General features: G+C 61.0%; 14 protein-coding genes. 12 read left to right on the top strand and 2 right to left on the bottom strand.

Going from position 1 to position 21249, the window contains the following annotated elements; all coding sequences use genetic code 11:
• Positions 1–945 carry a metallophosphoesterase gene (locus tag HWX76_RS11215; RefSeq protein ID WP_089489519.1) on the bottom strand — a complete coding sequence of 315 codons (945 nt, stop codon included), beginning with the start codon at positions 943–945 and terminating at the stop codon, positions 1–3.
• Positions 946–1199: 254 nt separating this feature from the next.
• Here HWX76_RS11215 and HWX76_RS11210 point away from each other — a divergent pair, with 254 nt between their 5' ends.
• The 11 genes from HWX76_RS11210 to tssJ all read left to right on the top strand — a co-directional run bounded on the left by HWX76_RS11210 (position 1200) and on the right by tssJ (position 18108).
• Positions 1200–1385 carry a hypothetical protein gene (locus tag HWX76_RS11210; RefSeq protein ID WP_050017457.1) on the top strand — a complete coding sequence of 62 codons (186 nt, stop codon included), beginning with the start codon at positions 1200–1202 and terminating at the stop codon, positions 1383–1385.
• Between the two features lie 85 nt (positions 1386–1470).
• Entirely contained in the window at positions 1471–3225 is a 1755-nt protein-coding gene (locus tag HWX76_RS11205) for an ABC transporter permease subunit (RefSeq protein ID WP_176015806.1), read from the top strand.
• A gap of 11 nt (positions 3226–3236) precedes the next feature.
• Positions 3237–4583 (top strand): nitrate/sulfonate/bicarbonate ABC transporter ATP-binding protein, encoded by a 1347-nt coding sequence (locus tag HWX76_RS11200; protein ID WP_124630727.1) that lies wholly within the window; start codon positions 3237–3239, stop codon positions 4581–4583.
• 536 nt (positions 4584–5119) lie between these two features.
• Complete coding sequence (locus HWX76_RS11195) at positions 5120–7474, top strand: type VI secretion system tip protein VgrG (RefSeq protein ID WP_176015805.1); 2355 nt, start codon at positions 5120–5122, stop codon at positions 7472–7474.
• Positions 7475–7550: 76 nt separating this feature from the next.
• Entirely contained in the window at positions 7551–9920 is a 2370-nt protein-coding gene (locus HWX76_RS11190) for a hypothetical protein (RefSeq protein WP_311767837.1), read from the top strand.
• Positions 9884–10549 carry a hypothetical protein gene (locus HWX76_RS11185; protein WP_176015803.1) on the top strand — a complete coding sequence of 222 codons (666 nt, stop codon included), beginning with the start codon at positions 9884–9886 and terminating at the stop codon, positions 10547–10549. Before HWX76_RS11190 ends, HWX76_RS11185 begins: the two co-directional genes overlap by 37 nt.
• Before the next feature lie 88 nt (positions 10550–10637).
• A complete protein-coding gene (locus HWX76_RS11180) occupies positions 10638–10898 on the top strand; it encodes a PAAR domain-containing protein (protein ID WP_089489513.1) in 261 nt (86 codons plus the stop codon).
• Positions 10850–12202, top strand: coding sequence for a hypothetical protein (locus tag HWX76_RS11175; RefSeq protein WP_244137962.1), 1353 nt, complete (start codon positions 10850–10852; stop codon positions 12200–12202). Before HWX76_RS11180 ends, HWX76_RS11175 begins: the two co-directional genes overlap by 49 nt.
• Positions 12150–15734, top strand: a complete 3585-nt coding sequence (locus HWX76_RS11170) for an ImcF-related family protein (RefSeq protein WP_244137961.1) — start codon at positions 12150–12152, stop codon at positions 15732–15734. Before HWX76_RS11175 ends, HWX76_RS11170 begins: the two co-directional genes overlap by 53 nt.
• Entirely contained in the window at positions 15731–17581 is a 1851-nt protein-coding gene (gene tssF, locus HWX76_RS11165; protein WP_176015802.1) for a type VI secretion system baseplate subunit TssF, read from the top strand. The genes HWX76_RS11170 and tssF overlap by 4 nt, the downstream gene beginning before the upstream one ends.
• A gap of 17 nt (positions 17582–17598) precedes the next feature.
• Positions 17599–18108 carry a type VI secretion system lipoprotein TssJ gene (gene tssJ / locus HWX76_RS11160; protein ID WP_176015801.1) on the top strand — a complete coding sequence of 170 codons (510 nt, stop codon included), beginning with the start codon at positions 17599–17601 and terminating at the stop codon, positions 18106–18108.
• 120 nt (positions 18109–18228) lie between these two features.
• On the opposite strand, the gene HWX76_RS11155 is transcribed toward tssJ, so the two are convergent.
• Positions 18229–19107 (bottom strand): MurR/RpiR family transcriptional regulator, encoded by an 879-nt coding sequence (locus tag HWX76_RS11155; RefSeq protein WP_050012004.1) that lies wholly within the window; start codon positions 19105–19107, stop codon positions 18229–18231.
• Positions 19108–19475: 368 nt separating this feature from the next.
• Here HWX76_RS11155 and ggt point away from each other — a divergent pair, with 368 nt between their 5' ends.
• Positions 19476–21227: a gamma-glutamyltransferase gene (gene ggt / locus HWX76_RS11150; RefSeq protein ID WP_050012003.1), complete on the top strand. Its 1752-nt coding sequence runs from the start codon at positions 19476–19478 to the stop codon at positions 21225–21227.
• The last annotated feature ends 22 nt before the right edge of the window (positions 21228–21249 follow it).

The following is a 21249-nucleotide window of genomic DNA, read 5'->3' as shown; positions in this document are numbered from 1 at the left end:
TCACGCGAGCGTCGCATCGTGCAGCGACGACGCGACCGGATGGCCGGCGAACTCGACGGTCGTCACGCCGAGCATCGACGGCAGCCGGTCGTGCGGCACCGTGAGCGGCACGGGGCCCGGCCCATTGCCGGCCGTCGGCTGCGGGAACGCGGTCGAGCGGGCGGTATGGAACGTCACGTTGCCCTCGACCTTCGACACGATCTGATGGATGTGCCCGTTCAGCACGGTGACCGAGCCGAAGCGGCGCAGCAGCGCCATCGTCTGCGGCGCGTCGCCGGTGCCCCAGCCCCATGGTTCGTAGATGGTCCACATCGGCATGTGCGAGAACACGACGATCGGCGTGCTCGACGAGCGGCCTCTCAGGTCCTGCGCGAGCCACGCGAGCTGTTCGTCGCCGAAGCTGCCGAGCCCGTTCGGCTTGAAGTGCATCACGTTGACGAGCCCGATGAAGTGCACGCCCGCGTGATCGAAGCTGTAATAGCCGCGGCTGTCCGACGCCTTGCCGAACCGGCCGAAATATTCGGCGCCCGAACCGTCGGTGACGTCGTGCTCGCCGGGCACCGTGTGCAGTTCCGGCACGCGCAGCGCGGACAGCAACTGCGACGCGTGGTCGAATTCCTCGGGCTTGGACAGATGCGTGATGTCGCCGGTGTGGATCGCCAGCGCGGGCAGCGCAGGCATCCCGTTGACGAGATCGATCGTCTGCTTCAGCGTGGCCGACACGTCGGGATTCGCGTCCTTGTTGAAACCGATGTGCGTATCGCTGATCTGCACGAACAGCGGCCGCCCCGCGTCGGCCGGGCGCGCGTCGCCGGTCTGCGCGAGCGCGAGGTCGAACGGCGTGAGGATGCCGCCCGACAGCGTAAACAGCGTGCCGAGGCCGCCGAAGGCCATGCATTGCAAGGCCTTGCGGCGCGACGGGCGGGTGGGGGTCGATGAAGACATGTAAGCCTCGCATTCGTGTGACGAAACCGGACGGCCGGATCGTCCTGGAATAAGCCGGCGCCTTCGCATGCGATACCGGCGAAGCGGCGGATTTATTCCCGCGCGTTGCGAGATCGAATCCCCGTGCGCGCGGCCGACGGCGCGATGCGCGACGCCCGCCGGATGACCCGTCAATGTCCTGTAAGTGACATGTCACATTTTCGTCACGGCCGCCCGATAGCCTCCCACTCCGAATACCCTCTCCGGAGCCCTTCATGCCGAACCTCGCGGCAACGGAAACGGGCGGTGCGGTCGGTCATCGCATGCGCCCCGCCAGCTTCGCGCTGTTTTCTTCGATCATTGCCGGCGGCATCGTCGATGCCGGCACTCATCTCGCCGTCGATCTACGCTTCGTCAAGGAAGGCTCGGCGCTGCCGTTCGCACTGCACGGGCTGTCCTGATTCGCCCCGCGGCTGCGAGCGGGCTGCGCGGCATGCGTCCGGACCCATCGATTTTTAATTCAACACAAGACACAAGACGCTACCGATGGATATCCGTTTCTTCGATCCGAATCGCACCGCCAACGCGTCGGCGTGGCGCGTGCTGCCCAATCGCTGGGACGCGGTCGCGTTTCCGTTGATCATCGGCATGCTCGCGATGGCGATCGTCGGCTTTCACGAGACGATGGCGCCGATCGGCGTGCTGCAGACGCAGAAGATCTCGCTCGATCCGTCGAACCTGCCTGAATACGCGTTGCGCACCACGCTGCGGATGCTCGCCGCGATGGTCGCGTCGCTCGCGTTCACGCTCGTCTACGGCACGCTCGCCGCGAAAAGCCGCCGCGCGGGCATGGTGCTGATCCCGATCCTCGACATCCTGCAGTCGGTGCCGGTGCTCGGCTACATCTCGTTTACGGTCACGTTCTTCCTCGCGCTGTTTCCGGGTCGCGTGCTCGGTGCGGAGCTGGCCGCGATCTTCGCGATCTTCACGAGCCAGGCATGGAACATGACGTTCAGCTTCTATCAATCGCTGCGCACGGTGCCGCGCGACCTGAGCGAAGTGTCGCGCGGCTTCCACCTGACGTCCTGGCAGCGCTTCTGGAAGCTCGAAGTGCCGTTCTCGATGCCGGGCCTGATCTGGAACATGATGATGTCGATGTCGGGCGGCTGGTTCTTCGTCGTCGCGTCGGAGGCGATCACGGTCGGCAACCAGACGATCACGCTGCCGGGCATCGGCGCGTATCTCGCGCAGGCGATCTCCGACAAGAATCTCGGCGCGGTCGGCTGGGTGATCGTCGCGATGTCGGTCGTGATCCTTGCCTACGACCAGTTCCTGTTCCGCCCGCTCGTCGCGTGGGCCGACAAGTTCCGGATGGAGAACACCGCGTCGGGCGATGCGCCGCAGTCGTGGCTGCTCGACATGATGCGCCGCACGCACCTGATCCATCAGTTGCTCGTGCCGGCCGGCTGGCTGCTGTCGCAGGCCGCGCGGATTCCGCTGCGCGTGCCGTCGCTAGCGGGCACGCGCGCTCGCGGCGCATCGGCACGCCGTTCGTCGCGCATCGGCGACATCGTGTGGGCCGCGTTCGTGATCCTGCTGACGGTGTACATCGTGTGGCGCGTCGTCAGCTTCGTCGCGACCGGCGTGACGATGGCCGAGGTCGGCCACGTGCTCGTGCTCGGGCTCATCACGCTGCTGCGCGTGCTGGTGCTGATCGCGATCGCATCGGTGATCTGGGTGCCGCTCGGCGTGCTGATCGGGCTGCGCCCGAAGCTGGCCGAGAAGATCCAGCCGCTCGCGCAGTTCCTCGCCGCGTTCCCGGCGAACCTGCTGTTTCCGGTGTTCGTGATCGTCATCGTCCATTTCCACCTGAACGCGGACATCTGGCTGTCGCCGCTGATCGTGCTCGGCACGCAGTGGTACATCCTGTTCAACGTGATCGCGGGCGCGATGTCCTATCCGAACGATTACAAGGAAGCGACGAAGAATTTCCGCATCCGCGGCTGGCAGTGGTGGCGCCAGGCGATGCTGCCCGGCATCTTCCCGTACTACGTGACCGGCGCGATCACCGCGTCGGGCGGTGCGTGGAACGCGAGCATCGTGTCCGAGTTCGTGCAGTGGGGCGACACGAAGGTCGTCGCGCACGGCCTCGGCGCGTATATCGCGCAGACCACCGCCGCCGGGGATTTCCCGAAGATCATCCTGGGCATCGCCGTGATGTCCCTGTTCGTTACCTTGTTCAACCGCCTGCTGTGGCGTCCGATGTACGCCTATGCGGAATCCCGGCTCCGTCTCGATTGAGAGTAAGCGCGATGCAAAATTCGACCGTTGTCAACGCCCCCGTCAAGACGTCTCAACCGCTGCAGCCGCCGCGGCTCGGCGAAGAAATCCTGCGCGTCGAGCACGTGAACCGCGGCTTCAACAAGTCGCAGGGCGAACTGCTCGTGCTCGACGACGCGAACCTGTCGCTGCGCGAAGGCGAGATCGTCGGCCTGCTCGGCCGATCGGGGTCCGGAAAATCCACGTTGTTGCGCATCATCGCCGGCCTGATCGAGCCGACCGGCGGCGAGGTGACCTACCTCGGCAAGCCGCTGCGCGGCCCGGCCGAAGGCGTCGCGATGGTGTTCCAGACCTTCGCGCTGTTCCCGTGGCTCACCGTGTTGCAGAACGTGGAAGCCGGGTTGGAGGCGCTCGGCGTCGGCGCGCGCGAGCGGCGCGAACGCGCGCTGGCCGCGATCGACCTGATCGGTCTCGACGGCTTCGAGAACGCGTATCCGCGCGAATTATCGGGCGGCATGCGTCAGCGCGTCGGTTTTGCACGCGCACTGGTCGTCGATCCGACCATTCTGCTGATGGACGAGCCGTTCTCCGCACTCGACGTGCTGACCGCCGAAACGCTGCGTACCGATTTGCTCGATCTGTGGACGCAAGGCCGCATGCCGATCAAGTCGGTGCTGATCGTCACGCACAACATCGAGGAAGCGGTGTTCATGTGCGATCGCATTCTCGTGCTGTCGTCGAACCCGGGCCGCGTGATCGCCGAGATCAAGGTGCCGTTCAAGCATCCGCGCAACCGGCTCGACACCGATTTCCGCAAGCTCGTCGACGACATCTACGCGAAGATGACCGCCCGTCAGACCGGCGAAGCGACGAAGAAGGGGCTGGAACTGGGTAGCTGGATGCCGCGCGTGTCGACCAACCTGATGGCCGGCCTGATCGAGACGCTCGCGATGGCGCCGTACCACGGTCGTGCGGACATGCCGGAAATCGCGCGTTCGCTGCATCTGGAAGTCGACGAACTGTTTCCGATCGCGGAAGTGCTGCAGCACCTCGGTTTCGCGGACGTGCGCGAAGGCGACGTGTTCCTGACGCCGCCCGCGCGCGTGTTCGCCGAATTCGGCACGCAGGAGCGCAAGCTGATGTTCGCGGATCACCTGCTGAAACATGTGCCGCTTGCTGCGCGGATCCGGAAGGTGCTGAACGAGCGCCCGGGCCATCGCGCGCCGCGCGTGCGCTTCGAGCAGGAGCTGGAGGACTTCCTGTCCGACGAAGCGGCCGAGGAAACGCTCGATGCGGTGATCGACTGGGGGCGGTACGGGGAGGTTTTTTCGTACAACGACAAGACGGAAGTGTTCAGTCTGGAGGATGTCGAGTCGTAAAGTCGGAAAGTAGATATGTAGGGCGCGACATCCCTCCGTCACCGATGTCGCGCCGACGTTGGGGTGTGACAATTTTCTACATTTCGAAATTCGGTTATGTATCAGATAGATGGATTGATATCGTTCGGCATGTCGAGGATTTATAGGGGATTTTTTAGGATATCATAATTTATGAAATCTACTTTCATTTCGATAGAATTGGCCATCTCGTATGATGGCCGAGAGCCATTTTTGTATCCCATGATGACCTATATTTACTATTTGGTTGTTTGATTTTAGCGATGCTTTTGGAGATCGCGGTTTGATGTAATAAGAGATAAGAAAAAATATAAAGTTAATTAGAAGTGGATAAAAATTTATAAAATAAATAAGTGATTTATTTGATTCTGTAAAAGTTCCGAACTGCCAGATCTGTGACCGGTGTGTGTTCATCCTCGTGAACCCATGCTTCACTGGCGAGAGCGTTGTGGCACTGCGTCCCTGAATGCGTGAATGGGCGAACGTGCCGGCGTAAAACCTCTCGTTCAACGGCAACCATGCGAACCATTCAGGATGTACTGAAACACCCCAATTCGGTCGTTACCCAACCGCTGCATCTCGAGATCGCGGCGCTCGATGCGCAGGTCTCCGTTCTGTCATTCGTTCTGACCGAGGAAATGAATACGCGATTCCTCGCGGACATCATCGTGACCTCGCAGGACAAGCGGATCGACGGTGCGACGATTGTGGGCCAGCCGGCAGTCTTCACGATCGAGGAGTACGCTTCCGTGCCCTCGATGGCGGCCGTGATCGATCCGGTTCGGCATGCGGCGCGTACCGTGCACGGCGTCGTAACGCAATGGACTCGCGTCAAAACGTCTCGCGACGAAGCAACCTACCAAGTCCATCTGAAGCCGCGCTTCTCGCTGCTTGAAGAGGTGCACGATTCGGCCGTATTGCTGGACAGGTCGTTTCGCGAGTTGCTGAGCGACACGATTATCGATCGCGACTTGTTCCAATCCTTCGACGTCGAGTTCGAGCTGGAAGGGCTCGACGGGAAGCTGGAGCAAACCGTGATGTACGAAGAGACGGTCGCGAACTTTATCGACCGGCACTGCTGTCGCGCGGGGGTCTATTACTACTTCAAGCAGGCGAAGAAAGAGGACGGCCCGCAACGCGACACGCTGGTGTTCGGCAATACACCGCGCGGCTATATGCGAGCGCTCGAGGTGCCGTTGATGCCGCATTCCGGTCTGACGAGTTGGCACGAGGCGATTCTGACGCTGGAAGTCACGCGCGCGCTGGTGCCGCAGACGGTGCGCGAATGGGATCGCAACTACCGCATACCCGACGATCCGCTGCAGGTCGAATCGATCGTGGCCTATGACGATCGCTCGGTATACGGGAGCGTGAACCGCAGCGTCGAGCATTTCCATTCGGTCGAGGAAGGGCAGGCGCTGGCTGACGCGCGGCGTGACGAACTGCTCACGCGGCAAGTGCGGCTCACGGGCACGAGTAACGTCATCGGCATGACGCCTGGCATGGTGGTGCGGATCACCAATGACGAGGTGCACGAGGCGCCGCACGGGATGGTGATCACGAAGCTCGTCACGACCGGTAGCCGGAGCCAGTCGGTGGTCAACACCTTCGAAGCGATCCCCGCGCATCAGACCTACCGGCCCGAGTACGTTCCTGAAAAGCATTGGCGATGGATCGCCGGCATGCTGATCGGTGTGGTCGAGTCCGGCGATGACGAGCCGTACGCATGGATGGACGAATATGGCCGCTATCGCGTCAGGCTCCTGTTCACCCGGCACAGCGGCAAGCGCGGCACGAACAGCATGCCGTTGCGTGTGCTGCGTACGTCGGCGTCGTATCAGGGCGGCCTGCACATCCCCTTGCTGCCGCGGTCCGAAGTACGCGTCGTCGCGACCCAGGGAAATTGCGACCGCCTGCTGATCGCAGGGGCGCTGCATGACCATGCGCGTCGCGACCTCGTCCACGGCAAGGAAGGGTGGTACAGCCGCACCGTATTCCGCTCGCCCTTGCTCGGCAACAAGTTGCGCTTCGAGGATCTGAAAGACCACGAGGGTATCCGGTTGGCGACGGTGTTCGGGCAGTCGTCGCTCAACATGGGCCATCTGGTCGACGGGGACAAGAACAAGCGCGGCCAGGGCTTCGAATTGACCACGCAGAACTGGGGCACGTTGCGCGCGTCGAAGGGGCTGTTCGTTTCGGCAGACGCAGCAGGTGGATCCGAGACACCGCATCTCGACATGCCCGCCGCTATCGCGCAACTCAAGACAGCATTGCAGCGTGTAACGGACCTTGCGGCTGCGACGACGCAAGCCAAGGCCGACCCTGCGGACCGTGCGACGCAGGCGGCGCTGCTCGACGGCCTCGATCAGCTTCGCGACGCGGGGCTGCTTGCGAGTGCTCCCGGCGGCATCGCGTTCGTGACACCGAAATCACTGCAGCAATCGACGGGCGAGAACGTGATCGTCACCGCAGGCCGGGACATGGACGTGAGCATCGTCAGGCGGCTGCGCATGGTGGCGGGTGACCTGATCTCGCTGTGTGCGCACAAGCTCGGGCTGAATTTTGTCGCAGCGAAGGGCAAGGTCATGATGGCGGCGCTTACGGACGGGATGGACTTGTTCGCGAAGCAGCAGCTGCGCGTCGCGAGCCAAAGTGCGGATGTCCAAGTGTCGGCCAAGTCGAAGATCACACTCAACAGCGGTGGAGCTTCGCTCGTAATCGAGAACGGCAACATGACATTTCACTGTCCCGGCGCCTTCACGATAAAGGCGGCGTCATTCTCGTTTCACGGGCCGAACAACGTCACGACACCATTGCCGTCGCTACCGCAGGCCAACCTGAAGATTTCCGACCGGTACTCGTCGTCCCACTGAAGCCATGATCATCAGCCCTCCCTTCCTTCCCGTATCGGGCGCGACGTCTAGTGATGCGTCAAAGACGGACCCTATGATGGACGTCGTCGATCAGTTCGAGATTGGTCATCATGGGGTCTATCCCGTTGCCTTCGACCGGCGCTTTCACTGTGGCATTCACCTGGATCCGGGCGAGCAGCACGAACCGGTGCGGGCAATTGCTGACGGCGAGGTGGTCGCGTATCGCGTTTGCAAAAGCGCTCTGTCTGATGGCGCGAAAGATCCGACTGGACAACCGGCGCTGAACTCGAATGCGGGATTCGTCTTACTCAGACATAAGACCGAGACAGGACGTGGGCGAACGATCACGTTCTACTCACTATATATGCATTTGCTGGACATGACCGAACAGGAGTGGCTTGCTCCCCAGCCAACCGATCCGCCGGCCGAGGGATCGATGAGTGCCCTCCCCAAATGGCTGCTCGATACGGCGGGCGGCAAGGACGGAGTCGTTCAGCCGGGCGGCGCAAAGAAGGTGTACCGCAAGGACATGCTCGGATATGTCGGTCAGCATCAGGGGGTGCGGCATCTGCATTTCGAAGTTTTCATGTCCGATGCTGATTTTACAGCCTGGTTTGATCAGGACGGCCATCAGGTTCAACTGGGTGAGAAAGATCCTGTTCAGCCTGCGTCGAGCGACTACTGGGGACATTCCTATTTCATCATTAAGGGGCCACAGGATTTTGTCGCGCAGCCGGCGGGTATGACGGACGACTGGTTTCCGCGACTGCCAGGCGGCTCAATTGGTGAGCAAGACATCCTTTATGTGGAAGCGTGGTTCAACAAGGGGCGGCGCTATACATGCGCGTGGATCGACCGTGGTAGCAGCGGCAACGTTATCCTGCTTACACAGGTTCCGGTTGCTGACCCGTACGACGGAGAAACGGAACAGTATGAATATGATCTGTATGATCGAGCGGTAGCACTCTATTCAGAGTGTCCGAGCGATGGCTATGAAATGCTGCGCTTTGGGCGAATTCTTTCAAGTGCGGTGGTGCCGGGAGAAGCTCCTGCTACTTGGGTCGCAGTGCCCATCGATGAGAATGGCACGCAAGGATATGTCAACATCGCTGCTGACGAGATCATCAAATTGTCGGACGCCGACTTTCCATTCTTCAAGGGCTGGCAAAAAGTTGACGAAAGCAATACGCCGTTTAATCAGGACGGGTTATGCGGATACGATGAGCTTTGCCGTCTGACCGGCGTTGCTGATCCACAGGCAACGTCCGGAATGATCCAGCCGCTCGAATACGACAATAACAACGACGATAATGCCAACCAGTTGCTCGCAGGCTATGTGCGGAATGCAGAGGGTGTGCGCACAAAGCTCAGAGGGTTGGTGTTCAACGCGCGCAGCGAGTGGGATCCCTTGTACAACGACGATCGCTATAAAGGTCTGAATGGACCAGATGGATTCTTTGGCAAGCAGAAAGATACCAATCCAGGTGGCTATGCCTCGTTTATTAAGTTCCTCGGGAATTTTCAGTTTCTGGACAAGTTGCCGTCCGAATCGTCGCTAGCAGATCAGAAGTTCTGGTATTTTCATCCGCTTGAATTTATTCGGCACTTCAGGAAGTGCGGGTGGCTCAGTAAGAAGGAGATGCTTCAGCTTATACCGGATCGCGTTATTAGAAAGCCCGGGTCGCATAATTCGCCCTCTCAGGGAGTATGGGAATCGCCAAATCCAGATTATGCTTCATCTTTGCTTGATAGATTTGGACTGGGTTTGAACAATTCGATGAGGAAGTTCAAGCTTGATACCCCTAGTCGACAGGCGTGTTTTATGGCAAATGCCACACAGGAAACAGGATGGTTCCGCTATCTTGCGGAAGGGAATCGCAACGATGGTGCGACAGATCTGCACGGTGGTTGGTTTGGTCGGGGTTTTCTGCAGTTGACAAATCCTAACGGAAATATGGGTGGCGGAAATAATAATTATTATAAATATTTTAAATTTATTGGTCGAAACCCGCGTTTACCACCAGGGGAGCAGGAGGTGCGGTGGCGAAATGAGATTGCAAGAGATGTTTGTCATGCGAGTCATAGTGCAGGCGCTTATTGGGTTTGGTCCGGAAAATCAATGCCAACGGCGAACAATCCGGCGCGACCACGGGTGGATAGTGCGAATAAATATGCAGACGAGATGAGTGTGAATGAAAGAAGGGCAATCCGAACAAATGCCGGTGTTAAGGTGTGGTATTACAACCAGTCCTTTGCGAATTGTGCTGCGGCAGTGAATTATCCGGGGGCTACAGGCAGGAATCCACCAAACATGAATGGTCTAGTAGATCGGTCGACGTCGTTCATTAATGCGCTAATGGTTCTGGCTGATATTGTGGTTTTCAAGGGCCCAAATCAAGAGGATCTAACGTGGCCGGAAAATTTCACAAGGCGGAAATTGTCGTGAGAAATGTATTTTTAGCGTTGGTGGCATTTTTTTGGCTCGATGGAGCTGCGATAGCTGAGTTGGATTCTAATGGTCGATCCAATTATAGAGATAATATATTTCTATTGGAGAGTCGGTGTGGGTATATTCTCGGTGAAAATATATCGTCAAAAACGGTTGATTCGTCTATGAGTGTAAATAATGGAATTGTGTCATTTGATTTTTATCTTGTGATGAAGCTGGATGGGTCTGCTATACGCGGTAAGCTATCGTTTAGTTGCTTTGTGGCTGGGTCGAGTGTGTCAAGTTCGAGTGTTGCGAATAAAACTACCGCAGTCGACGAAATTGCTTTGGAAGATTCTGGCGGACGATATGTGCGCAATATCGTATGGCAAAGGAAATATGAAGGAAAGGGGTGGGATGGAACTGTTGCCTATGTTAATTCGGTATATGGAGATCGGGAAAGAATGCGTGTTCCTGATTATTTTTTAATATGTCCTAATGCAATATATTTTCCGTGTTTCTCGTTTGAGGTTGTGGGGAGGGGGCTTGCAAAAAAGGAAAGCGATCGAATTCCTGTGGTGCTTGGCGGAATTGAAGTTGTTGCCTTGCGATCGACAGTTCCTGAAACAAACGAAAGGGATCGATAGACTTTAATTCTCCATTAATTTGTCCGTGCGCTTGGGTGCGCGGTGTGCCGGGAATTCAAAAAACCCTACTCAACTAGATAGCCGATATATGCAATCTCCCATTCGCAAAGGTGACAAGCTCGAACATGGCGGCGAAGTCACCAGCGGCTCGCCATGGACGATGTTCATGGACAGGCCGCTTGCACGTAAAGGCGACGATGCGACCTGCGACTTGCATGGTCCGACTGTGATTGACGAGGGCGCCGACAAGTATCCCGATCGCGACGGGGAGCTGTTTGCGCTGGACGGCCATCGCTGCGCATGTGGTTGTCGATTGATTTCGTCGTTACCGAACGTCCACTTCGAGTAATGCCGGTCGATCTTTCTCCCGCCGGACGCCCCAGCGCGTATCCGCCCAGGATGCGCTTCTGGCCGTGGGCATTAACTTGGTTTGTCTGTAATGTGTTCGGTCCGCTGGTTATTTTGCTGACGTGGCCGAAAAGCGAACCCGCGAGTGGCCTTAGGTTTTGGGGCTTGATTATTGGGGTGCCGAACGGACTGTTTCTGGTCCTGCTCGGCTTTGGTCGCGCAGGCTACGAGGGGCTGTGGTACCGCGCATACTGGCGCAACCATCATCGTGACCGCTGGCTTGCGAAGAAGATCGGGTTCGCGCAGCGACCGCTTTATGTACTCGGCGCAGGCTATTGCCTGCCTCTTGGCGGGACATCTTTGTTCGACGTTCTGAGAGGGAAACGCTCCATCATGAAGGTGCAAGCCCCGCGGCACGGCTCAGGAAAAGTTTTGTGCAATCGCTTTGACGACGACGACCCGCTACTGGACGACCCGTCGAATGAGCCGCCACTGGACGCTTCATTCATGGCGGATGAAGAGGAAACCCCAACTGACAATGCTGCCGTACCGAAGAAGGCCGATCCAGTTGTGCAGATGATCCGCGTTGCGCTTGAGCCTCTCGCTGGAAGCATTCACGCATTAACTCGATACGAAAGGGCATATTGGCCCCAAGTACGCGTATTGACCGAGTCGGACGTCGCGAACATGCGTTTGACCCAGGTTCGCGCTGCGATGCATCTGGCGGCGCTTCCGCCCTTGGAAGTCCGGGCCGTTCCGGCTACCGACGGGTTGCTTGTGGCCGATGTATGGCTCGATGCGCATGAATCCCGTCCGCTCCTCGTCATCGCTACGGCGTGGTACGACGATGATATCGATGAGAGCCTCGCCGAGGGATGTGTGGCTGCGTTGTTCGATGCCGGCTGTTTCGGGCTCCCGCATGAGGTCAGCAGAAAGGCTGCGCTACATAGGCCCGTTGCAGGTGATTCCGCTGAATCAGGATATGGTTTCGCGAACGCCGCCATCTGGGGCAAAGCCGATGCCGCGTCGGTGACGCGCGCGTGGATAACGCGGCCGGTTGAAAACTGCGTCCCCGCTTTGAACGCTGCAGGGTTTGTGATTGCAGCAAAAGACGCCGCGCAGACTCGGCTGGATCGTATCGTTGGCGACATGCGGGCAGCGAACGGTCTGCTGGCGATCGCTGCGGCGATCGAGTCCGGTGCCAGTGACGGACCGCAACTCGTCGTCGATGGCTCGCACTCGGCCATCCTCCATGTCTTACCCCAAGATCAAACGGCTTCAACGCATGTCGATATCCAAAAATAACCTGCATAACGCGCAGCCTCAAGCGGCGTTAACCGAAGAAGCTCACAGCCGGGTCGCAGTCTGGGGGCTGCCTCTTGCCGCGTTGGTTATTGCCGTTGCAGCGCTTGTGCTGGCTTGGTTCCAGGGCGAGCGCCTCGGCGTTCCCGATGGCACGCCTCGCACACTGGCATTAATCGGTATTCCGGTATTGCTGGTTGTCATCGTGATCATTCATCTGATTGCGATATCGACTGGCGCATATGTGGGCGCTGCCAAACTGTTTCGTCTGCAAACCGGCGAGAAGGAGGCTGCTTCAACGACGGGACAGCAGATCAAACGCGATGCCCGTCTGCAACGCCTGTTCGAGGAACTACGGGTATCGCAGGGCCGGCGCTGGCGATACCGCTCAACGTGGCTGATGGTGAGCGGTGCGGATACGTTGGTCGATCAGGTCGCGCCCGGTCTGAAGCGCGCGGGCGTGATGCCGGTTGGCAATGCGATCCTCGTGCACGGGGCACCGGACGGCATCGACGCGGGCGTGTGGCGCCGGCAGATCCGTAAGCTGCGCAGCAGACGCCCGGTCGACGGCCTTGTGCACGTCACGCACGTGGATGAGCGCGATATCGAATTGCCGCGCGTACTCGCCGCGCTGGCCGCCGACATCGGCTGGGACGCACCTGTCACGTTGCTGCACGCCGTGCCCGCGCAGGGCGATCGACCCGAGACGTTCGAAGTGATCGGTGCATTTCCGCGGGCGGCATACAAAGGGGGGCCGCCGGCGCTGGACTTGCGCGATCAGCTTGCCGCGATTGAGCGCTGTACGGCGGACGCGGGCGTGCAGCAATGTACAGCGCCCACGCGGGTCAGCTATCTAGCCGAAATCTCGCAATATATCGGGACACAGCTCGAACACATCGTTACCGGCTGGCAAGCGCTCCTGGCATCGCAATGGCTGCGCGCGCCGCTAGCAGGTGTGATGTTCGCTCCGGTATTTGAGGCGACAGCGGCGATGCCGACGCCGGTGCCGATCGCCGCGGACGCGAGCACAAGGGTGACGAACATCCCGATCGAGTTCCCGCCGCAACCGGCTGCACTGCTACCCGCGTGGCGCGCTATCGCCAACCGGCGACGCATTGGCCGGCGGGTCGGATTCTACTGGCCGGATGTGCTAGCGATGGGCGTGACCATTGCGGCGATAGCGTGGTGTGCATGGATGACCGCATCGTTCATCGGCAACCAGCGACTCATGCGCGAAGCGCAGGCGGCAGCGCGCGCAGCGGTCGATGCGCGGCCACAGACCACAGCCGCCTGGCGCGCGCAACTGGCGTTACAACAGTTGATGGAAAGGCTCGAATACCGGCAGCAGCATGGCGCCCCGTGGTACCTGCGGGCCGGCTTGTCGCGAAATGACGATGTTCTCGGCAGTCTCTGGCAACCGTACCGACTCGCTGCGACGCGTAACTTGCAGGTGCCCGTGGTGCAAACGATCGGGGAAGTGTTGAAGGCAGCAGATCAGGCGCGCGCCGATAGCCTGCAATCGCAGGACACGCGACGTAGTACCTACAACGCGCTCAAGACTTATCTGATGCTCGGCGAGCCATCGCGCACCGAGCCCGCATTTCTGAAGCGTACGCTCGTCACTCTATGGGCGCGGCCGGACGAGATGCCGCTCGGCGAGCGTGACGATACTGGCAGGCGGCTTGCAGGCTTCTACGCCGAGCACCTGAAAGCGCATCCCGAATGGCGGATAGCGACGGACGATCGCATCGTGACCTCGACCCGCAACATGCTGGTCACGCAAATGGGACTCGCGTCGGCTGACGACACGGTGTACCAACGTATCCTCGACGAAGTCAAAAACAAATACGCCGACGCGTCGCTCGAAACGCTGCTGAACGGCGCCGATGCGCATGGAATGTTCAAGGCATCACAGACCGTCCCGGGGATCTATACGCGGGCGGCGTGGGACGGCATGGTCGGCGCGGCTATCGACAAGGCGTCACATGAGCGCCGGATCAGCGGTGACTGGGTGTTGTCCGGCTCGCAGATTTCGCAGAGGATCGGCAATACGCTCGCGAACGGTATGACCCAAACCACGGCGATCGACGACGAGAAACGCGCAGCCGAGGAACTGAAGCAGCGATTGACGGCCCGGTATTTTGGCGAGTACACGGCGGCATGGCAGCGCATGCTCAATAGCCTGCAGTGGCAACCGACGTCGAACCTCGGTGGCGCGATCGAACAGCTTTCTCGACTGGCGGACGCTCAGACGTCACCGTTGATCGCGCTGATGAAATCCGTGCAGTATCAGGCGCAAGCGGGGCGGCCGTCGCAGGCGCTGGCCGACACCCTGGTGAGAAAGGCGCAGAACCTGATCGGGGCCGACGAACAGGCGGGGGCGACCGTCATCAACCCGCTCGACAAGCCGTTTGGTCCACTGCTGGTGCTGATGGGCGATACGGGCACGTCGTCTGCCGCGGAAAACGGGAAGCGCGCCACGCCAGCCGACATCGCGCTAAGCGGTGTCAGCTTGTCGCGCTACCTGACGGCAGTCACGACGATGCGGCTGAAGCTGCAGCAGATCGCGGGCAGTCCGGACGCTCAGGTAATGGCGCGCTCGCTCGCCCAGACCGTGTTTCAAGGCAAGTTGTCGGAATTGTCCCAGGCGCGCAACGACGCGGCGCTCACGGCCGCGAGCCTGGGTACGGCGTGGGCGGGCTTCGGCGATACGGTGTTTGCGCAGCCGCTCGAAACCGCATGGCAGACGATCCTGCAACCGGCTGCCGCGAGCTTGAATGACGCATGGCGAGCCGGTGTTGCCGCACCGTTCAACGCAGCGATGAGCGGCCGTTATCCGTTCTTCGATACGCAGGCCGATGCGTCCTTCGCCGAGTTCGGCCGCTATGTACGACCCGATACCGGATTGATTTCGCGCTTCATCACGACGCAACTGGCCGGCGTGATGAAACTCGAGGGTGACTATTGGGCGCGCAGCGAGCTCGCACCGCAGGCGTTGCAGTTCGACCCGACATTCCTGAGCGCCGTCCGGCAGTTGTCGACGGTTGGGGTACAGCTTTACCCGCAGGCCGATGCGGGGCAGAAATTCGAAATGATGGCGTTGCCGACGCCGAACGTGACGCGATCGGAACTGTCGGTCGACGGCATGCGGATCGTCTATTTCAATCAGCAGGAGCGCTGGACCCCACTGGCGTGGCCCGGCAACGGCCTGAATGGGCATGCGAGGCTCACATGGCAGACGCTCGACGCAGGCCTGCGACAGGCATTTGATTCGGCCGGCGATTGGGCATTCCTGCGTCTGCTGAGCGAGGCCGACATCAAGCCGCTCGATGGCACGCGCTATCGGCTTACATGGAACACGGGGAGCAGCGAGCCGTTGTCGTACGTATTGCGTACGCGGGTCGGCGCCGGGCCGATCGACCTGCTGAAACTGCGCGGGTTCCGCATGCCGGATCGCATTTTCGTCGTCGGCAAGGCGGGTGCCGTGCCGACGATGCCGCTTCTGCCGCCGCTGCCACCGGATTTCCAGCCATGAGTGAAGACAAGAACAATCCGACGAAGCCTGCAGGAAGCGGTGTCGGTGCGGATGACGATCGATACCTGCGCTACTTCGATGCGGAGATGCGTTATCTGCGCGAGGCGGGGAAGGAGTTCGCGAGGTCCCAGCCACAAGGCGCCCGCCGTGTGGGAATGACGATGCCTGGCGCGCGCCACGACAGTGTCGAGCAGACCTACGAGGGTTTCGCGTTTCTCACGAGCCGGCTGCGGATGAAGCTCGATGACGCGGCACCGGAAATCACCGATCCACTGCTCGATCATCTGTGGCCGCATACAGGCCGTACGATTCCGTCGCTGACCATCCTCGAGTGCGTGCCGCGCACCGGCGAGGCGCGGATACTCGATACGTTGCCACCAGGGTTGCAGGTACGTTCGACACCGGTCGGTCCGGACGGGACGATATGTGTCTATCGAACCACTCGGGCGATACACTTGCTACCGCTCAACGTGCGCGAGGCGGGCGCGCGCATGCGCGAGGACGGCCGTACGGTAATCCGGCTCGCGTTCGACCTGCTGCACCGCGAGCAGCGGTTGGTGGACGACCTGTCGCGTATCCGGCTATACCTGCATGGCGACCGGCCGACTGCATCGGCGCTGTACGCGGTTTTCACGCGCCAGGTGGAGTCGATCGGCGTGCGCATGCCGCGCCTGCTAGACGGCCAGCTACAACTGCGCCCGGCGATGACGATCGAGGCGGCGGGCTTCGGCGCGCACGCGCGACTGTGGCCGACCGACCTCGATGTACGCGACGTCGATCTCGACCGCGAGCAGACGATGCTCGAATATTTCGCATTCCCCGAAAAGTTCCACTTCGTGGATTTGTGCGGTTTCGACGCGGCCAGCGTGCCGCCGGGCGAAACACGTCTTGAATTCGAAATCGTGATTCGAGACCGGATCCCCGGTGACGCCACGTTCTGTGCGGACAACATCCGGTTGTTCTGCACGCCGGTGATCAATCTGCTCGAACTGGACGCGCAGGCAATCCGTCCCAATGCGCATGATCGCGACTATCCGGTGCGCGCCCCGGCCTCCGCAGGCGAGCACGTCGAGCCGTACGATGTATTGTCGGTGGTGGCGACCGATCCGCGCACCGCCAGGCAATACCCGTATCAATCGATCAAGGTATTCCGGCACCGCGGCGGGATGATGCGGCACGAGTCGCCGGATCGGTACTACCACGCTTCGAATCGGCAGGGTGTAACGGGCCAGCGCGAGATGGTCGTGACGTTGGGCGGGCATCTGTGGGCGGAACCGGGCAGCTTACCGGACGGACACGTAACGGTCCGGGTATTGGCAAACAACGGGCGCTTGCCGCGTATGGCGCTGCGCGAATCGATGGTTACCACGCCTGCTTCGACCTTCAATGGTGTCGAGCGCGTGCACAACTTGACGGCCCCGACGATGCCGCTGTATCCGCCGCGCGGCGGCGATTATGACTGGCGGGTGATTTCTCACTTCAATGGCGCGGGCACAACCGAGCTGAACATGATGGACGCGAATGTGCTGCGCGGCGCGCTGTCGTTGTACGACTGGAGGCGAGATGACGATAACCGGCGACGCATCGACGCGATTCGTCACGTTTGGCTCGATGAGGAAACGGAACGGGTGGGGGCGCGCGTCGACCGTATCGTGAATGTGAACGTGGGTATCGAGCCGTCGGGTTTTGCCGGGTCCGGCGACGTCGCGCTGTTCGGCGACGTACTCAGTCGCTTCGTCGGCCGCTATGCGTGCTTCCGTTTTGCGGTGCGGCTCGTGCTGTATGAAGGCGTGGGCGGCCCGAGCCGGCGCTATCCATGCACGATCAAGACGGGAGACTGGCTGTGACACCGCGAGCACATCCGATGATGCGAAGCATTCGATTGGCGGCTGCTATTGCGATGACGGCCGCGTTGCTGTCTGGCTGCGGTATGTGGCAATCGACGAAAGAGACGATCGGCGGCATGACACGCGCGATTTTCGTCACGAAGGTCAAGCAGATGAACCTCGTGATCGAAAGCCGTGCCGCACTCAACGAGAACGAGCAGGGACAATCGCTACCGGTCGTGATGCGCGTCTATCAGTTGAAGGATGCGAAGGTCTTCGAAAACACAGCTTACGTTTCGCTGCTCAATGACGACAGTGCGTTACTGAAGGCCGAGCTGCTCGACAGCATGGAGATCACGCTCGTGCCTGATGCCTCGATGGCTCTGTCTGTGCCAATGGCAGCCGACGCGCAAGCTGTGGGCGTGGCGGGGTTCTTCCGCGATGGGCGCGGTGCCGAGTGGCAACTGGTGATTCCGAAGTCGCAGTGGAAGAAGACGGACCCCGTCAAGTTGGTCGTGACCGGCAACCGGATGGAACTGGTGCCCTGAACGAGGGAACGCGACGGGGGCTGGCATGGCGCGTGACATGTGGGGTTTGCCGTTTGGGATTCGAATTGCACACGCCGCGAGGCCGAGCGCTGACGCCCGCGCCTGAATGGCAATACGCCATCACTCCGGCAAATCCCGCTGACTTACATCCCACTCGATCCCGCCCGCATTGAGTTGCTCGATCTTCTCCATCCGCTGCCGCGCCAGCTCCGGCAGCCGGTTCGTCACGCCGATCACCAGCGCTTCGGCGAGCGCCAGCGCCGGCACGTTGGTCTGCAGCATCGCGAAAGGGCGGCCCTGGATTCGCAGCACGATCTCCGCGAACTCGCCGATCGGCGAGCGCCATTCGTCGGTGATCAGCAGGATCCGCGCGCCGAGCTGGTGCGCGGCCTGCGCGAAGCGGATGCTGTCCTTCTGGTAGCGACGAAAGTCGAAGATCACGAGCACGTCGTTGCGCCCCATGTCGGCCAGCGCGACGGACGCGAGATTCACGTTCGGCTCGACGGACTGCACATGCGGCCGCGCATAGGCGAGCGTGAACGAGAACAAGGATGCGAGCGGCGCCGTATAACGACCGCCGCCGCAGAACACGCGCACGTCCGGATCGGCCAGCACCGCCACGGCCGCATCGAACGCGGCCGCGTCGAGCCCTTCGATCGTGGTCGCGAGCGATTCGGACAGCCGCTGGAAAATCGCCGCATGGTTGTCGCGCATGCCCGTTTCCGAGTGGAACGCATCCATCCGCGCGAGCGGCGAATTCATCGCGGTGTCGATCTCGTCGTGCAGCGCCTGCTGGAACGACGAGTAGTTCGGAAAGCCGATCCGCACGACGAAGCGGAACACGGTCGGGTCGCTGACTTCCGCCTGCTTCGCGAACTGTGCGATGGGACCCAGCCCGAGGCTGGGGTAGCGATCCAGCAACGCCTGTGCGACCTTCTGTTCCGACGGCGTGAAGCTATCCATCTGGGATAACAGCAACGCCCTGATGCTCGTCCCCATCGGGCACTCCGGCTCTCTATCTGAATTGAACGACCAAACGGCGGACGGGCGTCCGCCGACAACTGCACGCATGTTAGCCGATTGACGTGCGGCAGGCCGCGGGCGGTCCGAAATTAGAGGGACGCATCGCTCGTCCAGTGAATCCGTTCATATATGTAATAAAACAAACATTTACCAACGACGACAGTCACGCTTATTCGCTTTAAATTCAGTGATTACCCTAGGTTTTGGTGGAAAAAAGCGAGTGCTATGATCGCGGCCTCGCTGAAATGTATCGTTCATTACATGCTGGATTGGCCGCGTCGATACGCGCTTGCGCGTCGACGCATCCCGGCATGGCCCAGTTTATTCGTCTGGAGGATCCCGTCATGAGGCGGCTGGTAATACTCACCCTGTTGTCGGCGATGAGCGTGTGCGCGTTCGCCGCGTCGGACCCGGCGGTCGAAGCGAAGAACGGCATGGTCGTATCGTCGCAGCACTTCGCGTCGCAGATCGGCGTCGACATCCTGAAGGCAGGCGGCAACGCGGTGGACGCGGCAGTGGCCGTCGGCTATGCGCAGGCCGTGACCAACGCGTGCTGCGGCAACATCGGCGGCGGCGGTTTCATGACGATCCACCTGGCCGACGGCCGCGACCGCTTCATCAATTTCCGCGAGACCGCGCCGGCCGCGGCGTCTGCGAACATGTATCTGGATGCGTCGGGTAACGTGATTCCGGAGCAGAGCCTGTACGGCTATCGCGCGGTCGGCGTGCCGGGCACCGTGGCCGGCCTCGATCTCGCGCAGCGCAAGTACGGGAAGCTGACGCGCAAGCAGGTGATGGCGCCGGCGATCCGGCTCGCGCGCGACGGCTTCGTGCTGACGCGCGGCGATACGGACATCCTCGATACGACGGTCGAGCGCTTCAAGAAGGATCCGGAAGCCGCGCGCATCTTCCTGCGCCCGGACGGCACCGCGTTGCAGCCGGGCGATCGCCTGGTGCAGAAGGACCTGGCCCGCACGCTCGAGCGCATCGCGGAGCAGGGGCCCGACGCGTTCTATCACGGCGAGATCCCGAAGATCGTGGAGGCAGCGGCCAAGCGCGGCGGCGGCGTGATCACGGCGGCCGATTTCGCGTCCTATCGCGCGCAGGACATGTCGCCGCTGACGTGCACGTATCGCGGCTACGAGTTCGTGTCGGCGCCGCCGCCGAGCTCGGGCGGCGTGACGATGTGCGAGACGCTGAACATCCTCGAAGGGTATGACCTGCGCAAGCTCGGCTACCACTCGGCCGCGGCGGTCCACTACATGACCGAAGCGATGCGCCATGCGTACGAAGACCGCAACACGCTGCTCGGCGATCCGGACTTCATCGACAATCCGATCGCGAAGCTCACGAGCAAGGAATACGCGGCGCAGATCCGCAAGAGCATCCATGCCGATACGGCGACGCCGTCGGTCGACGTGCAGCCCGGCGTCGGCGTGCACGAGAAGCCGGAAACGACGCATTACTCGATCGTCGACCACGACGGCAACGCGGTGTCGACGACCTATACGGTCAACGGCCGCTTCGGCGCCGTGGTCATCGCGCCGGGCACGGGTTTCTTCCTGAACGACGAGATGGACGATTTCACCGTGAAGGTCGGCGCGCAGAACCTGTTCGGCCTCGTGCAGGGCACGCGCAACTCGATCGCGCCCGGCAAGCGTCCGCTGTCGTCGATGGCGCCGACGATCGTGAAGAAGGACGGCAAGGTGTTCATGGTGGTCGGTTCGCCGGGCGGATCGCGCATCATCACGATCACGCTGCAGACCGTGCTGAACGTGATCGACTACGGGATGACGCCGCAGGATGCGGTCGCCGCGCCGCGCATCCATCACCAGTGGCTGCCCGATGCGGTCTATTACGAAACCTACGGCCTGTCGCCCGACACGCTCGCGATCCTGCGCAACATGGGCTACAAGATGGTCGAGCAGACGCCGTGGGGCGCCGCCGAGCTGATCATGGTCGGCCTGCCGGGCACCGAAGCGGCGAGCCGCCAGAGCTCCGGGAACGATTCGTCCGTGTCCGGCAACGTGCGGGTCGGCTTCATCTACGGCTACAACGACCCGCGCCGTCCGGCGGGCGCCGCGATCGGCTACTGACCGATCGTTTCATGCCGAATCG

It is taken from the genome of Burkholderia sp. BCC0398, assembly GCF_902833245.1.
GTDB lineage: Bacteria > Pseudomonadota > Gammaproteobacteria > Burkholderiales > Burkholderiaceae > Burkholderia > Burkholderia sola.
The sequence above is the reverse complement of the archived record's forward strand: the minus strand, read 5'-3'. Positions and strand labels throughout refer to the sequence as shown.